The organism is Pseudomonas syringae pv. tomato str. DC3000, assembly GCF_000007805.1.
GTDB lineage: Bacteria > Pseudomonadota > Gammaproteobacteria > Pseudomonadales > Pseudomonadaceae > Aquipseudomonas > Aquipseudomonas avellanae.
In genome coordinates, this window is the sequence record NC_004578.1 from 1,261,862 (window position 1) to 1,278,169 (window position 16,308).

At 60.7% G+C, this 16,308-nt stretch carries 12 protein-coding genes and 2 pseudogenes; 8 read left to right on the top strand and 6 right to left on the bottom strand.

Going from position 1 to position 16,308, the window contains the following annotated elements:
* The first annotated feature begins 13 nt into the window (after positions 1–13).
* Both PSPTO_RS06075 and PSPTO_RS06080 read left to right on the top strand, forming a co-directional pair.
* Positions 14–1,378 carry a DUF1329 domain-containing protein gene (locus PSPTO_RS06075; RefSeq protein WP_046463642.1) on the top strand — a complete coding sequence of 455 codons (1,365 nt, stop codon included), beginning with the start codon at positions 14–16 and terminating at the stop codon, positions 1,376–1,378.
* 251 nt (positions 1,379–1,629) lie between these two features.
* On the top strand, positions 1,630–4,362 hold the full coding sequence (locus tag PSPTO_RS06080; RefSeq protein WP_011103443.1) for a LuxR C-terminal-related transcriptional regulator: 2,733 nt from the start codon (positions 1,630–1,632) through the stop codon (positions 4,360–4,362).
* A gap of 17 nt (positions 4,363–4,379) precedes the next feature.
* Here PSPTO_RS06080 and PSPTO_RS06085 read toward each other — a convergent pair whose 3' ends face one another.
* The 6 genes from PSPTO_RS06085 to rutA all read right to left on the bottom strand — a co-directional run bounded on the left by PSPTO_RS06085 (position 4,380) and on the right by rutA (position 9,475).
* The gene (locus PSPTO_RS06085; protein ID WP_007244100.1) at positions 4,380–5,567 is read right to left on the bottom strand and encodes an HD-GYP domain-containing protein; all 1,188 of its coding nucleotides are present in this window, start codon (positions 5,565–5,567) and stop codon (positions 4,380–4,382) included.
* Between the two features lie 299 nt (positions 5,568–5,866).
* A complete protein-coding gene (rutF, locus tag PSPTO_RS06090) occupies positions 5,867–6,409 on the bottom strand; it encodes an NADH-dependent FMN reductase RutF (protein WP_011103444.1) in 543 nt (180 codons plus the stop codon).
* A 12-nt stretch (positions 6,410–6,421) separates the two neighbouring features.
* Positions 6,422–7,201 carry a pyrimidine utilization protein D gene (gene rutD, locus PSPTO_RS06095; RefSeq protein WP_011103445.1) on the bottom strand — a complete coding sequence of 260 codons (780 nt, stop codon included), beginning with the start codon at positions 7,199–7,201 and terminating at the stop codon, positions 6,422–6,424.
* Between the two features lie 57 nt (positions 7,202–7,258).
* Complete coding sequence (gene rutC / locus PSPTO_RS06100; RefSeq protein WP_002552194.1) at positions 7,259–7,642, bottom strand: pyrimidine utilization protein C; 384 nt, start codon at positions 7,640–7,642, stop codon at positions 7,259–7,261.
* Between the two features lie 10 nt (positions 7,643–7,652).
* A complete protein-coding gene (rutB, locus tag PSPTO_RS06105) occupies positions 7,653–8,393 on the bottom strand; it encodes a pyrimidine utilization protein B (RefSeq protein ID WP_011103446.1) in 741 nt (246 codons plus the stop codon).
* Entirely contained in the window at positions 8,393–9,475 is a 1,083-nt protein-coding gene (rutA, locus tag PSPTO_RS06110) for a pyrimidine utilization protein A (RefSeq protein WP_003379266.1), read from the bottom strand. The genes rutB and rutA overlap by 1 nt, the downstream gene beginning before the upstream one ends.
* A 259-nt stretch (positions 9,476–9,734) precedes the next feature.
* Between rutA and rutR the strand changes: the two genes are divergently transcribed.
* The 6 genes and pseudogenes from rutR (at position 9,735) to PSPTO_RS06140 (ending at position 16,138) form a co-directional block, all read left to right on the top strand.
* Positions 9,735–10,463, top strand: a complete 729-nt coding sequence (gene rutR, locus PSPTO_RS06115) for a pyrimidine utilization regulatory protein R (RefSeq protein ID WP_007244096.1) — start codon at positions 9,735–9,737, stop codon at positions 10,461–10,463.
* Between the two features lie 233 nt (positions 10,464–10,696).
* The gene (locus tag PSPTO_RS06120; RefSeq protein ID WP_011103449.1) at positions 10,697–11,788 is read left to right on the top strand and encodes a BMP family ABC transporter substrate-binding protein; all 1,092 of its coding nucleotides are present in this window, start codon (positions 10,697–10,699) and stop codon (positions 11,786–11,788) included.
* Positions 11,785–13,296 (top strand): ABC transporter ATP-binding protein, encoded by a 1,512-nt coding sequence (locus tag PSPTO_RS06125; protein WP_011103450.1) that lies wholly within the window; start codon positions 11,785–11,787, stop codon positions 13,294–13,296. Before PSPTO_RS06120 ends, PSPTO_RS06125 begins: the two co-directional genes overlap by 4 nt.
* Positions 13,289–14,409, top strand: a pseudogene (locus PSPTO_RS06130) (ABC transporter permease). Before PSPTO_RS06125 ends, PSPTO_RS06130 begins: the two are co-directional and overlap by 8 nt.
* A pseudogene (locus tag PSPTO_RS06135) lies at positions 14,409–15,335 on the top strand (ABC transporter permease). The pseudogenes PSPTO_RS06130 and PSPTO_RS06135 overlap by 1 nt, the downstream one beginning before the upstream one ends.
* A gap of 113 nt (positions 15,336–15,448) precedes the next feature.
* Positions 15,449–16,138 (top strand): OmpA family protein, encoded by a 690-nt coding sequence (locus PSPTO_RS06140; protein WP_003379278.1) that lies wholly within the window; start codon positions 15,449–15,451, stop codon positions 16,136–16,138.
* Positions 16,139–16,308 lie beyond the last annotated feature (170 nt).

Consider the following 16,308-nt stretch of genomic DNA (forward strand, 5'->3'; position numbering starts at 1 on the left):
GATGACGATGAACATGAAAATAACAAAAAGTCTGTTGCAGGCCGGTGTGTTGGGCCTGTCGTTGCTGGCAACCGGTGTCATGGCGGCAGTCTCCGCTTCCGACGCGGCAAAGCTTGGGACCACCCTGACGCCGATGGGCGCGGAAAAGGCCGGCAATGCCGCCAATACCATTTCGGCCTGGAGCCCGATGCCGAAAAACGCCGGCGCGGTGGACAGCAAGGGCTTCCTTGCCAACCCGTACGCCAGCGAAAAGCCGTTGTTCATCATCACGGCCGCCAACGTGGAGCAGTACAAGGACAAGCTGGCACCGGGCCAATACGCGATGTTCAAGCGTTACCCGGACAGCTACCGGATTCCGGTCTACCCGACCCATCGCGGCGCCACCGTGCCGGATAGCGTGTTTGCCGCCATCAAGAAAAATGCCACGACCTCCAAACTGGTCAGTGGCGGCAGCGGTCTGGAAAACTTCGACACGGCCATTCCATTCCCGATTCCGGCCAGCGGTGTGGAAGTCATCTGGAACCACATCACCCGTTATCGCGGCGGCAGCGTGAAACGTCTGGTCACTCAGGCCACGCCGCAGGCCAACGGCTCCTACAGCCTGGTGTACTTCTCCGACCAGTTTGTGTTTCGCGACAAATTGCGGGATTTCGACCGGAAAAACCCGGGTAACATCCTGTTCTACTTCAAGCAGGAAGTGACGGCTCCGGCACGCTTGGCGGGCGGTGTGTTGCTGGTGCACGAAACCCTGGATCAGGTCGCCGAACCGCGCTCGGCATGGCTGTACAACGCCGGTCAGCGCCGGGTACGACGCGCACCTCAGGTGTCGTATGACGGCCCTGGTACCGCTTCGGATGGTCTGCGCACCTCCGATAACCTCGACATGTACAACGGCGCGCCGGATCGCTATGACTGGAAACTGATCGGCAAGCAGGAAATGTACATCGCCTCCAACAGCCACAAGCTGGACGACCCGACGCTCAAGTACGCCGACATCATCAAGGCCGGTCACATCAATCAGGACTTGACCCGCTATGAGCTGCGCCGCGTCTGGCATGTCACTGCCACACTCAAGGAAGGCCAGCGCCACATCTACGCCAAGCGCGACTTCTTCTTTGACGAAGACACCTGGCAGGCAGCCGTTATCGACCACTACGACGGGCGTGGTCAGCTGTGGCGTGTCGCCGAGGCTCACTCGGAAAACTACTACGACCAGCAAGTGCCGTGGTATGCGATCGAAACCCTGTATGACCTGCAATCGGGTCGCTACGTGGCACTGGGCATGAAAAACGAGGAAAAAAGAGCGTACGAGTTCGGTTTCACGGCCGGCGCCAGCGACTTCACACCCAACGCACTGCGTCAGGAAGGGGTGCGTTGAGCGGCTGAGTCGAGTTGAATCTGGGGTTGTATCGCCTGTTGATACAACCCCCCAGCCTCATAAATGGCTCGTGTGCGTGAAAGCCCCGTTATCGGGGCTTTTTTGTGTGTAGGCAATTGCCTCATAAGCTGTAGGAATTTTGTTACAGTCTTTTTCGTGATGACCTTCAAAAGCAGCGATTTAACCGCTAGTCTCCGAACACCGCGACGCCGTACCAATGATTCCCACACGGATTCCCACACGAGCCGGCCATGACTGATCTGTCCCGAATGCAAGGGTTCGCAGACAGCGCGATTCCTGCGTTGGAAGGACGATTTTTCCGTCCGCCCCTGCCTGAAGGTTACGTTCCCCGTTCCCGCCTGTGTCAGCGCCTCAATGAGGGGCTGGGCGGGCGTCTGCTGCTGGTGTGCGCGCCGGCCGGGTTTGGGAAGAGTTCGCTGGCGGTCGAGTTCTGCCAGGGCTTGCCGGACCAATGGCAGAACGTATGGCTGGGGCTGAGTGCGCGGGACAGTGAGCCGGGGCGCTTCCTTGAACGTTTGCTGGGCAGCCTGCAGCAGTTCTTTCCGCAACTGGGCGCGCAGGCGATGGGCCTGCTGAAGATGCGTCAGCGTCATCAGCCGTTCGCGTTCGAAGAATGGCTCGACAGCCTGCTTGATGAACTGGCCATGCACCTGATGTTGAGCAAGCCGCTGTTGCTGGTGCTCGACGACTATCATCTGGCGCAAGGGCCGGTGCTCGATCGCTGTTTGCAGTTTTTCCTCAATCATCTGCCGGCCGGGCTGGTGGTCATGGTCACCAGCCGGCAACGGCCTGACTGGCACCTGGCGCGTTTGCGTCTGACCCGTCAGTTGCTTGAAATCAACGAGCAGGACCTGCGCCTCACCCAGGCTGAATCCATGGCGGTGCTGGACCGGCACAGCCGTTCGCTCGACAGTGAAGCGCTACAAAGCCTGATTCTGCGCAGCGAAGGCTGGGTGGCCGGGTTGCGCTTCTGGTTGCTGGCGGCCTCTGAAGCCGGCGATGAAAGTGCCCTGTCGCAAGCGCTGCGCGGCAGTGAAGTGCTGATTCGCGAGTACCTGCTTGAAGAAGTGATCGACTGCCTGCCTGCCGATGTTCAGGCATTTCTCTATGACACCGCGTGCCTGGAGCGTTTTTGCGCCGAGTTGTGCAACGCCGCGCGAGACAGTCATGACAGTGTCGAGATGCTCCGTTATCTGCAGGCGCATCAGGTGTTTCTGGTGCCGCTGGACGAGCAGGGCCGCTGGTTTCGTTATCACCACCTGTTTTCCGATCTGTTGCGCGCCCGCCAGACGGCCGATGCGCAAACCACCCGTCTGCACCTCAACGCCTGCCGCTGGTTCAGCGCTCAGGGCCAACTGGACGAGGCGGTCGAACAGGCGTTGCGCGCCGGGCATCTGGATGTGGCGGCCAATCTGGTGCAGAACCTTTCCGAAGAGCAACTGCTGGCCGAACAGAATGTCGGCATGCTGCTGCGTTGGAAAATGGACCTGCCGGACGACCTGCTGACCAGTACGCCACGCCTGATCGTACTGTACGCATGGGCACTGGGGCTGGCCTGCCAGCTGGACGCCGCCGAAGAGCTGGCCAATCAGTTGAGCCGTTTCCTGCCGGCGCCCTCGGCGACCGCGCAGAAGTCCATGCTTGCGCAGTGGCTGGCGCTCAGCGGTATCATCGCGCGTGGGCGCGGTGACAGCGAGAAGACCGAACGCTATTGCCGTGAAGCCCTGCTGACCTTGCCGCAAAGGCGCTACGGCCAGCGGCTGGTCTGCCTGTCGACGCTGGCCAACCTTGCGGTGGCCGAGGGCGACCTGTGGCAAGCGCGCGTGCTCAATCGCGATGCACTGGAACTGGCGCAACGGGTTGCAAACCCGCTGTTCGAGGCCCTGGCGCATTACGACCGCGCGAGAGTCCTGCAGGCGCGAGGCGAAATCATCCGTGCCCTTGAGGAAGTGCGCCAGGGGCAACAGCGCCTCAAGGGTTTGTCCACCGTGCGCTTGTACGCTGTTCGCGCGCGTCTGACGTTGTACGAAGGGTACCTGCTGGCCCTGCGTCTGCAAGTGGACGAAGGGCGGGCCTTGTTGCTGGCCGGTCTGGCCGAGGCACGCGCCTGCCGTGACATCAGTGTGCTGATCGGCCACTGCGTGATCGCAACGATGGAAGGCTTTGCCGGACGCTTTGCCGAAGCCTTCGCCGAACTTGCCGAAGCCGAACGCCTGATGCACATCTGGGACGTGCCGCCCATCTACTACCTGGCGATGATCACCCTGGTCAAATGCGAGCTGTGGCTGATACAGGGGCGCATCGATCTGGCTGAAGCCTGGCTGCTGCGCCTGACCCAGACCTACAATGGCGGGCTCGGTGCCGCAGCGCCGGAGTGTCATCCGCAGTTGTCGCAACATATCGAATTGCAACGTGCCGTGCTGGAGCGGATACAGGGTGATGAGGTTGCCAGCGAGCAGCGTTTGCAGGCACTTGAGCAACGGGCGCAGGAGGTGGGCGCGCAACTGCTGAGGCTGATCGCCATGACCCAGCAAATAGCGCTGTTGCTCAATCAGGGGCGACAGGATGAAGCCCGGACGCTGCTGATACGCAGCGTTCAAGCCTCGGCGGGTGGCGCGCTGTTGCCCTTCAGGGTTTTGCTGGCCGAACATTCCCAATGGTTGCACGAGCAACTGCAACTGGCACCGTCCTGCAAACTGTGCAATGCCCTGCGGGAAAAATTCCCGGCCTGCTTCAAACCGGCGGCGCCTGAGCCTGCGCATGGCAGCGACTGCCTGAGTGTGCGTGAGCTGGGTGTGCTGCGATTGATTGCGCAGGGGTGTTCCAATCAGGAAATCAGCGAGCAGTTGTTCATTTCCCTACACACCGTCAAGACTCACGCCAGCCACATCAACAGCAAACTGGGCGTCGAGCGGCGTACTCAGGCGGTGGCGAGGGCGAAGATTCTTGGCTTGCTGGGCTGATAAAAAGGCAGGCGCTATCAGGCAGGCGTGCCGGCCCACAGCGTATCGACCTCTGCCAGGCCCCAATCACCGGGCAGCTCGATTTTCACAATCGCGTCCGGGTCTGCAGAACAGCCCAGGTCGATGATCTGTGCGGCGAAAGTCTTGCCGGTACGCGCCGACATGAACACCTTCACCCGGGGTTTGAGCAAAGATTCCTCGCTCTGCTCGACCACCACGCCCAGGCGACCGCTTTCCAGACGCACCAGCGTGCCGATCGGATAAATACCGACGGTTTTGACGAAACTCTGAAACACCCGCTCGTCAAAATGACCTTTCCACGACGCCATCTCGCGAATCGAATGCGCCACCCCCCAGCCTTTTTTGTAAGGCCGGTCGGAGGTAATGGCGTCATACACGTCACAGACCGCGCCCATGCGGGCAAAGATGCTGATCTGCTCGCCCTGCAGGCCATGAGGGTAGCCAGAGCCGTCGATCTTCTCGTGGTGATGCAGGCAGACGTCCATAACCATTGCCGCCACGGGTTGGTTTTCCTTGAGGATCTTCAGGCCCAGTTCCGGGTGAGCCTTCATGGTCTCGAATTCTTCATGGGTCAGGCGGCCGGGTTTGTTGAGCACATCCGGGGCGATCATCATTTTTCCCACATCGTGCATCAGCCCGGCGACGCCCGCTTCGCGCACCTGTTCGTCAGGCATGCCCATGCGTCTGGCCAGCGCGACCATCAACGCGCAGACCGCCACCGAGTGCATGTAGGTGTACTCGTCGGAGGTCTTGAGCCTTGAAAGGCTGATCAGCGCATGGGGATGGCGCAGAATCGAATTGGAGATTTCTTCCACCAGCAACTGCACGTTGTCGACATCCATGGCCTGACCCATACGGGCCTCGGTAAACATGGCCATGACGGCGTTCCTGGCTCTGCCGCAGATAAGCCGGGCACGCAACACCTCTTTGTCCAGACTGGCCGGTGCCGTGTCGTTCTGGCCTTGGGTCGTAGCGGCTGCAGGTGGTAGTGCCAGCACACGACTTTTACCGGTTTCAATCCAGACTTCCCGGGTGCCTGATTGCTGGATGCGCTTGAGTACATCGGCATCTTCAAGCATGACTTCGACCAGACTGATCCAGAACGGATCATCGGTCCAGCGACGACAGATTTTGTGGATGTGCATGCCGAGGGCAAGGTCGGCGACCGGAATTTTTTTCAGCATGCTCAGTTACCCATGTGCGTTGGCACAGTGGGCAATGAGCAAGAGCGACACGTGGGCGACCGATTGCTGACTGATACCAGAGCAGCGCGGGGACTGCTGATCGACATGATTTCACCTCATTGACGGCAAGGATCATCCTGATCTCGAAATGCCAGTATGCGGGGCGGCCAGCAAAAAAATCATGTCTATTTATTGCCCGTCAACAAGCCGTCAGGCAGGTGCTCCCTTGCTGCCTGAAAGGCAAGGCCTGCGGGTTTTCTGACGCCGTCAGCGCCAAGTTAAAAAGACGCCGGGTATGTTCAGACAGCGGCAGCTGCGCCCGGCAGGTGATGGTATTGGCGGCCAAAATACAGCAGCGCGTCTGACGCATCCTGATGCCTGATATCCACCACTTGGCAAAAAAGGATGTCGTGGGTGCCGACGCTGACTGACTGGGTCACTTTGCAGTCCAGGGCCAGTTTGGCGCCTTCCAGCAGCGGCGCGCCGGTCACGCCGCTTTCCCAGTGGCCAGCGGCAAAGCGCTCCTCTTGTGAGGTCTTGCCGCCAAACAGGTTGGACAGCGCCTGCTGGCTGTTGCACAGCGTATTGACACACAGCGTGCCGTTGCCGATGAAGGTTTCATACACCGACGCGCTGCGGTTGATGCAGACCAGCAGGGTTGGCGGCTGGTCGGTCACGCTGCACACCGCGGTTGCGGTAAAACCGGCGCGGCCGCTCTGGCCGTCGGTGGTGATGACGTTGACCGCCGCTGCAAGGCTGGACATCGCGTCGCGGAAGGCCAACTGGCTGACCGGGATGACGTCGGCGGATAACGTGGTATGGGCTTCAGTTGTGGCTTGCATGGGTGAGTCCTTTCAGGTTTGTGCGCTGAGAAAATCGAGCAAGGCTCGCTGGAACGGCAGGGGGTCGCTGATGCTGGAGGCGTGGCCGCCGTATTCCAGCAAGACCAGTCTGGCATTCGGCAGCACTTTTGCCAGGTGCCGGGATTGTTGCCACGGCACGAGCATGTCATCGCGGTTGGCAATCAGCAGGGTCGGGGTCTGAATGCGCGCAAGCTGTGCTTCGATGTTGAATGTTTCCAGTGCATGGATGCGCCGCAGGAGGTTTTCGGTGTCAGGAAAATGCGCCAGCGCGTGGGCTTCATCGTCGGCCAGCCGCGCACTGTTGGCAGCGATCCAGTCAGCCGGGTACAGAAACAACGCCTGCGCCTGAACATAAGCCTGCGGCCCGCTGTTCAACAGCAGTTGCTTGCGTACCGAAAAACAGCGCGCGCTGTGCGGGTTCGGACTGCTCCAGACGTTGATCAGCACCTGGCTTTGCAGCAATTGAGGGCGTAACAGCGCCAGTTCCAGCCCGATCAGCCCGCCCAGCGCATGCCCCATGAAGTGGCAACGCTGGATGCCGAGCGAGTCGAGCAGGGCCAGCAATTCGACAGCCATGTGCCGGATCGAGTAATCCGACGGCAGGGCGGCAGGGCTGCGCCCGGTCCCGGCGTGATCGTAAACCAGCACGTCATGGTCGCGGGTCAGCGCCGCCAGGTCATCGGCCCAGTAACGGCTGGACCCGCCCAACCCGGAGCTGAGCACCAACAGCGGCGCATCGGCAAGCTGACAACGATGGATTTCATGGAACATGCACGTTCTCCGGGTCAGGGTTCAGGCGGGTTTTGCGATCGTTTTTGAGGTCAGTGCTCAGCCGATGTGGGCGATGCTGGCGATTTCGATCAGGGCTTCGGGTTTCACCAGCCCGCACTGGATGCAGTAACGGGCCGGTTTCTCCCCTGCGAAGTACTCGGCGTACACCTCGTTGACCTTGGCGTAGTCGGCCCAGTCACGAATCATGATCATGTTGAAGGTGACGTCATCCATCGTGCCGCCCGCGGTTTCGACCACGCTTTTGATGGTTTCCAGTACGTGCCGAGTCTGTGCGGTCGCGTCGCCGACGTGCACCACATTGTTGTCCTTGTCGAACGGCAAGGTGCCAGAGACATACAGCACGCCGTCGGCCATCGAACCCGGCACAAACGGGGCAATGGGCTTGGTGGTGCCGGCAGGAATAATCGCTTTCTTGGTCATGCAAAGGTCCTCACAAAGGTTGCCCGAAAGGGCTGAAAGTGGTGCAGAAGTCATCGACGCTGGATACCCAGCCGAAGAACGTTTCGATGTTGAACAGGGCGGCCTGCTGGGCGAATTCCGGACCTGCCTGATGGGTGGCATCTGCCAGCACCACACCGAAATACTCCAGGTGGAAGCCGTCACGCAGGGTCGATTCGACGCAGACATTGGTCGCGATGCCGGTGAACACCAGGTTGCGAATACCGCGACTGCGCAACATGCTGTCGAAACTGGAATTGAAAAAGCCGCTGTAACGGATTTTCGGTACCACGATGTCGCCTGGCTCGGGCTTCAGCTCGTCGACCAGTTGATAGTCCCAGCCGCCCTTGGCCAGCAATTGCCCTTCGAGTTCCGGGCGTTTGCGCATGGTTTTCAAGGCGTTGGACTTGTGCCAGTTCGGCGAACCGGGGCCACCGGCCTCGACGTAGGCCGGGTCCCAGCCGTTCTGAAAAAAGATCACCGGCATGCCAGCGGCTCGTGCAGCTGCGCAGGCCCGCTTGATGTTGGCGATGACCGGCCCGGTGCTGCTGACATCGAACCCGGCCAGGTCCAGATAACCGCCGAGCGATGCGTAGGCATTCTGCATGTCAACCACCACCAGCGCCGTTTCGCCGAGCTTCATACGCAGCGCTTCGGGCCGGGCCGGCAGCACACGGGCAGGCTGATCATCCTGCGGCAGGTCGACGCCTGCGACGCTTAGCGGAGCGGTCATCAAACCACCTCCTTGAGCTGGGTGATGTGCGTGCGGCTGGTCATCAATGGCTGGATTTTCTGCCCGAAATCTTCGACGCCTTTCACAAAATCATCGAAGGTCAGCATCACGCCTTGAGTACCCGGCACACTGGCGACTTCGTCGAGCATCTTCGCCACGTTGGCCCAGGAGCCCACCAGCGTGCCCATATTGATATTGACCGCCGAAGTCGGGTCGGCCATCTGCCGTAGGTTCGATCCTGCGCTCTTGTCCGCCGCGCCTTTTTCGCTCAACCAGGCGATGGCTTCTTCGTCGGCGCCTGCTTTTATGTGGTCCCAGCGAGCCCGTGCGGCCTCATCGGTGTCGTCGGCGATGATCATGAACAGCACGCAGGAAGTCACGTTACGCCCGGTTTTTTCGTTGGCTTCGATCAGTTTCTGTGCGGTCGGCGCGAAAGCGGTGGGGGTATTCACGCCTTTGCCGAAGCAGAAGTTGTAGTCGGCGTATTGCGCCGAGAATGCCATGCCGGCTTCGCTCTGACCGGCGCAGATCAGCTTCATGTCGGCCTGCGGGCGCGGGCTCACGCGGCAGTCCTGCATGCTGAAATGCTCGCCCTTGAAGTCGCTGCTGCCGTTGGCCCACAGGTCGCGCAGGACCTGGGCGTATTCGGCGAGGTATTGGTAACGGGTATGGAAAAACTCGTCGCCGGGCCACAGGCCCATCTGCTCGTACTCAGGCTTTTGCCAGCCGGTGACCAGGTTGATCCCGAAGCGCCCGTTGGAGATCGAATCGATGGTCGAGGCCATGCGCGCTGCGATGGCAGGCGGAATGGTCAAAGTGGCCACGGTGGCGAACAGCTGGATTTTGCTGGTCACTGCCGCCAGCCCCGCCATCAGCGTGAAAGACTCCAGGTTGTGCTCCCAGAACTCGGTCTTGCCGCCAAAGCCGCGCAGTTTGATCATCGATAACGCAAAGTCGAAACCGTAGCTTTCGGCTGTCTGCACGATCTGTTTGTTCAGCTCGAACGTCGGCATGTACTGCGGTGCGTTGCTGGAAATCAGCCAGCCGTTGTTGCCGATGGGGATGAAGATACCGATGTCCATATGAGGCCTCTCTGCGTTGATCGATGCGTGCCAGAGCACTTGATCGATCGTTTGCATTAAGCGGGCCAATAATTTTTATTGTTTTTATTCAATCAGTTACAAATAAAAATCGTTTTTAGCAGACCATTTGGTCTGAATCAGAGCACTTGGTTTGTGCAGGGCGCACGCAGATGGGGCAGGGTTGATCGGGCAGGGAATCCATATCGACAAAACAGCTGCGCCCGTTAAGATGCCCGCTCATTTCGGCATCACTGGATGGATGTGCGTGAACAAGAAACCTCCCGTGACGGAGCCCGCGAGCAAGCGCGGACGCAAGGTCAAGCCCGAAACCGTGGTCAAGACCACCCGCGAGCCCAGCGCCACGTCTCTGAAGCGGCGTATGCGCCTGATGGAAGGCAAGCGCACGCTGATTCTCGATGCCGCGCTGGAGATCTTTTCCCGCTACGGCGTGCACGGCAGCAGCCTGGATCAGGTCGCGAGCCTGGCGGATGTGTCCAAGACCAACCTGCTGTATTACTTCAGCAGCAAGGATGACCTTTACCTGAACGTGCTGCGTCAGTTGCTTGAAGTCTGGCTCAGCCCGCTGGTGCATTTCACCGCCGACAAAGAGCCGGTGCAGGCCATCGGTGCCTATATCAAGGCCAAGCTCGAGATGTCCCGCGATCATCCGGCCGAGTCACGGCTGTTCTGCATGGAAGTGATGCAGGGCGCGCCGCTGATTCAGGGCGAACTGCAGCACCCGTTGCGCGATACGGTGCAGGCCAAGGTGGCGGTGATCCAGCACTGGATCGACAGCGGCCAGTTGGCCCCGATCAACCCGCATCACCTGATTTTCACCCTGTGGGCGACCACTCAGCATTACGCTGACTTTCGCACCCAGGTCGAGGCCGTGACCGGAAAAACGCTGGATGATCCGGTGTTTTTCGAGGAAGTGCTGGCCAGCCTGCGCAGCATGGTCCTGGATGGCATCCTGCCGCGTACGGCCTGAAAAATTGCGCGTGCCCCGACACGCGCACCCCGGACGCGCAGCAAATGGGCGGCATGCACAAACCAAGTGCTCTGATTCAGACCATTTGATCTGTTTTTGGCTGGGCGATCGCGTCAGCTCGTTGTTGCATAGCGTTTTTCCGGTAGTGGCATGGATGCTGCTAAAGCCTGAGAGTCGGCCTCGTGATTGGCCACGTGCTGCCCTCATCGGCCATTACCCTCAGGAAAACGTCTATGTACAAGAAACTGTTGCCCGGGACATTGTGTGCGGCTGTCGCGTTCGGGGCCGCCGGCTTCGCTCAGGCCGAGGGTTTGACCCTCAAGGGGCCTGCGAAAATCGCCATGGTGTACATCAGCCCGCGCAATGACGGCGGCTGGACTCAGGCATTCGATGAGGCGCGGCTCAAGCTTGAAAAGGATCTGGACACAAAAATCCAGTTCGTGGAAAGCGTGCCCGAAAACGCTGCAGCCATTACGCCCGTTGTTGATCGTCTGATCGCGCGGGGTGCCAATGTGATTGTCGGCACCGCATTCGGTTATTCCGACACCTTCCTTGCGCTGGCGAAAAAATACCCGGACGTGGCCTTTCTGAACGGCTCGGGCACCACCAACGCCGCCAACCTCGAATCGTTTTATGGCCGTACCTACGAGAGCCAGTACCTGTGCGGCATGGCCGCAGGCGCTGCGTCGAAAACCGGCAAGCTGGGCTTCGTCGCCGCCAACCCGTTTGGCCAGGTCAACTGGACCATCAATGCCTACGAGCTGGGCGCGCGGCAGACCAACCCGAAAGCCACGGTCACGGTGATCTACACCGGGGCCTGGAACGACCCGGTCAAAGAGCGCGCCGCGACCATGGCGTTGATCGACAACGGTGTGGATGTGGTCGGCCAGCACGTCGACAGCCCGACGCCACAGATCGTCGCCCAGGAGCGCGGTATTCATGGCACCGGCCACCATCGCGACCTGAGCGAATTTGCCCCCAAAGCCACCGTCTGTTCGTCGGTCTGGGTCTGGGACCGTTTTCTCGGCCCCGAGCTGAAGAAAATCATCGCGGGCAACTGGACCCCGGCCGCCAACGGTGCGCTGTTGTCGATGCAGCAGGGCGGTACTGATATCACCTTGACCGGCGACCCGATCATTTCCGCTGAAAACCGCAAGAAGATCGAAGACGAGCGCGCCGAACTGCTGGCGGGCAAGAAAATCGTCTACAGCGGCCCGTTGGCGGACCGTGACGGCAAAGAGCGGGTTGCAGCCGGGCAGCAGTTGTCCGACCCGGATCTGTGGAAAATGGACTGGTTTGTCGAAGGCGTGAAGACTCAGCAATGAGTCAGGTCAATGCGCTGCAACTGACCGGCATCAGCAAGTCGTTCGATGGTTTCAAGGCGCTGATCGATGCCGACTTCACCGCGTGTTGGGGCGAAGTGCACGCGCTGCTGGGCGAGAATGGTGCAGGCAAGTCCTCGCTGATGAACATCGCTGCGGGGCTGTATGCGCCAGAGACCGGCACGCTGATGCTCGACGACAACCCGGTTCAGCTTCAGGGCCCCAAGGACGCCAGCCGCTACCGGATCGGCATGGTTCACCAGCATTTCAAGCTGGTGAAGCCTTTTACGGTGGCGCAGAACATCCTGTTGGCGCTGCCTGAGCAACCCGGCGAAGGCAGTTATCGCAAGCGTCTGCGCATGCTGGAGCGGGACATCGTCCGCAAGGCTGAAGAACTGGGCTTTGCGATTGACCCGAGCCGGGTTGTCGACAGCCTGTCGGTCGCCGAGCAACAGCGCGTCGAGATTCTCAAAGTGCTGCTGGCCGGTGCCCGTATCCTGATTCTCGATGAGCCCACCGCTGTGCTGACCGACCAGGAGGCCGAGCGCTTGTTGTTGACCGTGCAAGCCTTTGCCCGGCAGGGCGCGGCGGTGATTCTGGTGACGCACAAGATGGCCGACGTCAAACGCTATGCCGACCGGGTCACGGTCATGCGCGGCGGGCGCACGATCCAGACGCTTGATCCGCAGCGTGTCAGCGTCGAGCAACTGGTGCAGTTGACGGTGGGCGAGTCGGTGCCGGTCGCGGCCCATCATCCGGCGGTGCCTGGCGAGGTGCGCTTGCAGGTGAAGGATTTGCGCAGCGTCGGCGGCAGCGCGCTGAACGGCGTGAACATGACCCTGCGCGCCGGGCAGATCTACGGCATCGCCGGTGTGGGCGGCAATGGTCAGGCGGAACTGGCCAACGCATTAATGGGGCTGCCGCAGGCGACCGAGGGTGACATTCATCTGGCGCCCTTCGGCGACCTGCGCAACGCCTCGGCCGAACAGCGTCGGCAATTGCGCATTGCTTCTATTCCAGCGGATCGCTACGGCGCAGCGCTGGCCGGTTCGCTGTCGGTGGCGGAGAACTTCGGCATCGGCAACATTCACAGCGGCCATTACGGTTCGTTCTGGCGGCTGGGTTACAAACGTTTGAAGCAGGACGCGCAGCGTGCGGTCGAGTCGTTCGATGTGCAGGGCGTGCGTTCTCTCGATCAGAAAGCTGCACTGTTGTCGGGCGGCAACGCACAGAAACTGGTGATTGCCCGGGAATTCAGCCGCGACCCGCAACTGGTGCTGGTGCACAGCCCGAGCCGTGGCCTGGACGTACGCGCCACGCAAGCTGTGCACGACCGACTGCGGGCCGCACGAGACGCAGGTGCTGCAGTGCTGTTGATCAGCGAAGACCTTGATGAAGTACTGGCCCTGGCTGACCGTATCGGTGTGATGAACGGCGGGCGCATCGTCGCCGAGTTCGATCATCCCGCCGACCGTCAGGCCATCGGCAAAGCGATGGTGAGCCATGACTGAACTCGCGCAACCCCCTCTGACGGCTCCGATAACAGCACGGCAACCTTTGCTGGCAAGGCGTTACACGCTGGAACTCCGGCAGCAGACCGGTTGGCCCTTGCAGGCCCTGATTATTGCTCTGGCGTTGGTCGTCGGCCTGGCGATCTGTACCGCAATTCTGATTCTGGCGGGTGTGCCTGCGAACTAACTGCTCAATGAATTCGTGGTTCAGACGGTATTCGATGCGCAAAACTTCAAGGCCGTGCTGTTTCAGGCCTCGCCGATGATCATGGTCGGCCTGGCCGGTTGCATGGCATTTCGTGCGCGTTTCTGGAACCTGGGGCTGGAAGGCCAGATGATCTGGGGCGCGATTGGCGCCACGGCGATTTCACTGTTTCAAGTAGGACCGGAGTTTTTGCGTCTGCCGCTGATGATGGCGGCAGCGGTAGTCTGCGGGTTGCTGTGGAGCCTGGGGCCGGTGCTGTTGAAGCTCAAATGGCAGGTCAACGAGATCATCTCGACCCTGATGCTCAACTACATTGCCGCCAACTTCCTGCTGCATCTGGTGTATGGCAACTGGAAAGACCCGCGAGACAACTTCCCGTACTCGCCTGCATTCCAGAGCTTCGAGCGTTTGCCGATCTGTTTGCCGGGTACAACGCCGCAATTGTGCTGGCATTGCTGGTCACCGCTCTGACCCTGTGGTTCGTCGGCATCTCCCGCGCCGGCTTGTACCTGCGCTTTGTCGATGCCAACCCCAGGGTCGCCGGGGCCGTCGGCGTGCCGGTGCGCAAGATGATCATCGGCACTGTGTTGCTGTCCGGCGGCCTGGCGGGGTTGGCGGGTTTTGTTGTGACCTCGGGGCAGGAAGGCCGGCTGACTCAATCGTTCTATCAGGGCTACGGCTTTTCCGGGATTCTGATCGCCTTTCTGGCCCGCAACAACCCGGTCGCCGCGACGATTGTTGCGCTGCTGATCGCCATGTTGTTCGTGGCCGGGCGCAACTTGCAGGTGTTTTATCAGATTCCGTTTTCGATGGTGCAATTGATCCAGGCGATCCTGGTGATCTGCGTTGCGTCATCCGACTTTTTCATCCGCCATCGCCTGCGGCGCATTCAGGCAGGAGAACGTTGATGGAGCTTATTTCCCACTGGCTGGGCAGCGCGCCGGATTTCGCCGTGCCATTTGCGCTGGCCGCGCTGGGCCTGATCCTTATCGAACGCAGCGGTGTGCTGGCACTCGGGGTCGAGGGGCTGATGCTGGTCGGCGCGCTGGCGGGTATCGGCATGCAGTTGAGCGTGGGGTCGCCGGGGCTTTCGCTGTTGGCGTCGATGGCGGCGGCGGGCGTTGTTTCATTGCTGTTCGCGCTGATGGTGTTGGTGCTGCGCATCAATCAGGTGATCGCCGGGCTGGCGCTGGTGTTCTTTTGTCAGGGGCTGACCGGGTTGCTGGGCACGTTGCTCGGCTGGACCAATCGCCCGGTCAATGGCTTGCAGGCGGTCGAGCTGTGGCCGTTGTCCGAGTTGCCGGTGGTGGGCAAGTTGTTCGTCCAGAACCCGTTGGTGTACCTGACCGTGGTGATCTTCATTGCGGTGGTCTGGCTGCTTGATCGCACCCGCACCGGGTTGCGCTTGCGTGCGGTCGGCGAAAACCCTCAGGCCGCCGATGCGGCGGGTATCTCGGTGTTGGGCTATCGCCTGGCGGCGATTGTGGCGGGGTCGGCGCTGATGGGGCTGGCTGGGGGATTTATTGCCGTGCTGAGCACCAAGATGTGGATCGCGGACATGACTGGCGGGCGCGGCTGGATTGCGGTGTCGCTGGTAATCTTCGCGCGCTGATCGCCGTGGCGTGCGCTGGCCGGTGCCTTGCTGTTCGGCGGTATCGAAGCGCTGATTCCGCAACTGGCGGCGATGGGTGTGCGTCTGCCTCAGTATTTCGTGCTGATGACGCCGTACGCGGTCACGTTGCTGGTCATGGTCTGGGTGGCGAGCGGCAAGCGTCAATCCATGAGCCAGCCGGGCGCTTTGGGCGAGCCTTTCATTCGCGAGGAGCGACGCTGACCAACAGGCCCGCGAGCCTGCACAGCGGGCGGTTCAGCCGGGGTTAAGGAATTTTTGACAGTCGGCATGCTCTAATCGGCTTACCAGCGTTCGTCAAAACCAGGAGCTCCTGAATGTTTACCTCGCGTCGTTTGATCATTGTTGCCACTGCCGTCGCCTTGCTTTCCGGCTGTGCGACCTCCAATCCGTATGACAATCAAGGCCAGGCGCAAAGCTCCGGTGGCATGAGCAAAACGGCCAAATACGGCGGGCTCGGCGCTCTGGCCGGTGCGGTAGCCGGTGCGGCTATCGACCATAACAACCGTGGCAAAGGCGCACTGATCGGCGCAGCCGTTGCGGGCGCTGCGTCGGCAGGTTATGGCTACTACGCTGACAAACAGGAAGCCGCGCTGCGCGCGAGCATGGCCAACACCGGCGTCGAAGTGCAGCGTCAGGGTGATCAGATCAAGTTGATCATGCCGGGCAATATCACCTTCGCGACCGATTCCTCAGCCATTGCCAGCAGCTTCTATTCGCCGCTGAACAACCTGGCGAACTCGCTCAAGCAGTTCAACCAGAACAACATTGAAATCATTGGCTACACCGACAGCACCGGCAGCCGTCAGCACAACATGGATCTGTCGCAACAGCGTGCTCAAAGCGTAGCGACCTACCTGACTTCCCAGGGTGTCGACCAATCTCACCTGTCAGTCCGTGGCGCAGGCCCTGACCAGCCTATCGCCAGCAACGCCGACGCCAACGGCCGCGCCCAGAATCGTCGCGTAGAGGTCAACCTCAAGCCGATTCCGGGCCAGCAGTACTGATCAATACCGCCGTGTCGGCACGATAGTCGAGATTATCGTGCCTCACGCTCCAGCGTTTATCGCTACGCAAGTCTGCTTTTGATTCTGGCCGAAAGTCGTGGGAGCCGGGCGACGCTCAGCTTGTTCGCGAAAGGGCCAGTACAGCACTCGAAAAGTGGTGCGTATGGGCC

Excerpts from the sequence above, each read along its gene's own strand:
- PSPTO_RS06085 (WP_007244100.1), bottom strand. The coding sequence starts at position 5,567 with ATGCTGAAAAAAATTCCGGTCGCCGACCTTGCCCTCGGCATGCACATC.
- PSPTO_RS06075 (WP_046463642.1), top strand. The coding sequence starts at position 14 with ATGAAAATAACAAAAAGTCTGTTGCAGGCCGGTGTGTTGGGCCTGTCG.
- rutB (WP_011103446.1), bottom strand. The coding sequence starts at position 8,393 with ATGACCGCTCCGCTAAGCGTCGCAGGCGTCGACCTGCCGCAGGATGAT.
- rutF (WP_011103444.1), bottom strand. The coding sequence starts at position 6,409 with ATGCAAGCCACAACTGAAGCCCATACCACGTTATCCGCCGACGTCATC.
- PSPTO_RS06120 (WP_011103449.1), top strand. The coding sequence starts at position 10,697 with ATGTACAAGAAACTGTTGCCCGGGACATTGTGTGCGGCTGTCGCGTTC.
- PSPTO_RS06125 (WP_011103450.1), top strand. The coding sequence starts at position 11,785 with ATGAGTCAGGTCAATGCGCTGCAACTGACCGGCATCAGCAAGTCGTTC.
- rutA (WP_003379266.1), bottom strand. The coding sequence starts at position 9,475 with ATGGACATCGGTATCTTCATCCCCATCGGCAACAACGGCTGGCTGATT.
- rutR (WP_007244096.1), top strand. The coding sequence starts at position 9,735 with ATGTGCGTGAACAAGAAACCTCCCGTGACGGAGCCCGCGAGCAAGCGC.
- rutD (WP_011103445.1), bottom strand. The coding sequence starts at position 7,201 with ATGTTCCATGAAATCCATCGTTGTCAGCTTGCCGATGCGCCGCTGTTG.
- rutC (WP_002552194.1), bottom strand. The coding sequence starts at position 7,642 with ATGACCAAGAAAGCGATTATTCCTGCCGGCACCACCAAGCCCATTGCC.
- PSPTO_RS06080 (WP_011103443.1), top strand. The coding sequence starts at position 1,630 with ATGACTGATCTGTCCCGAATGCAAGGGTTCGCAGACAGCGCGATTCCT.
- PSPTO_RS06140 (WP_003379278.1), top strand. The coding sequence starts at position 15,449 with ATGTTTACCTCGCGTCGTTTGATCATTGTTGCCACTGCCGTCGCCTTG.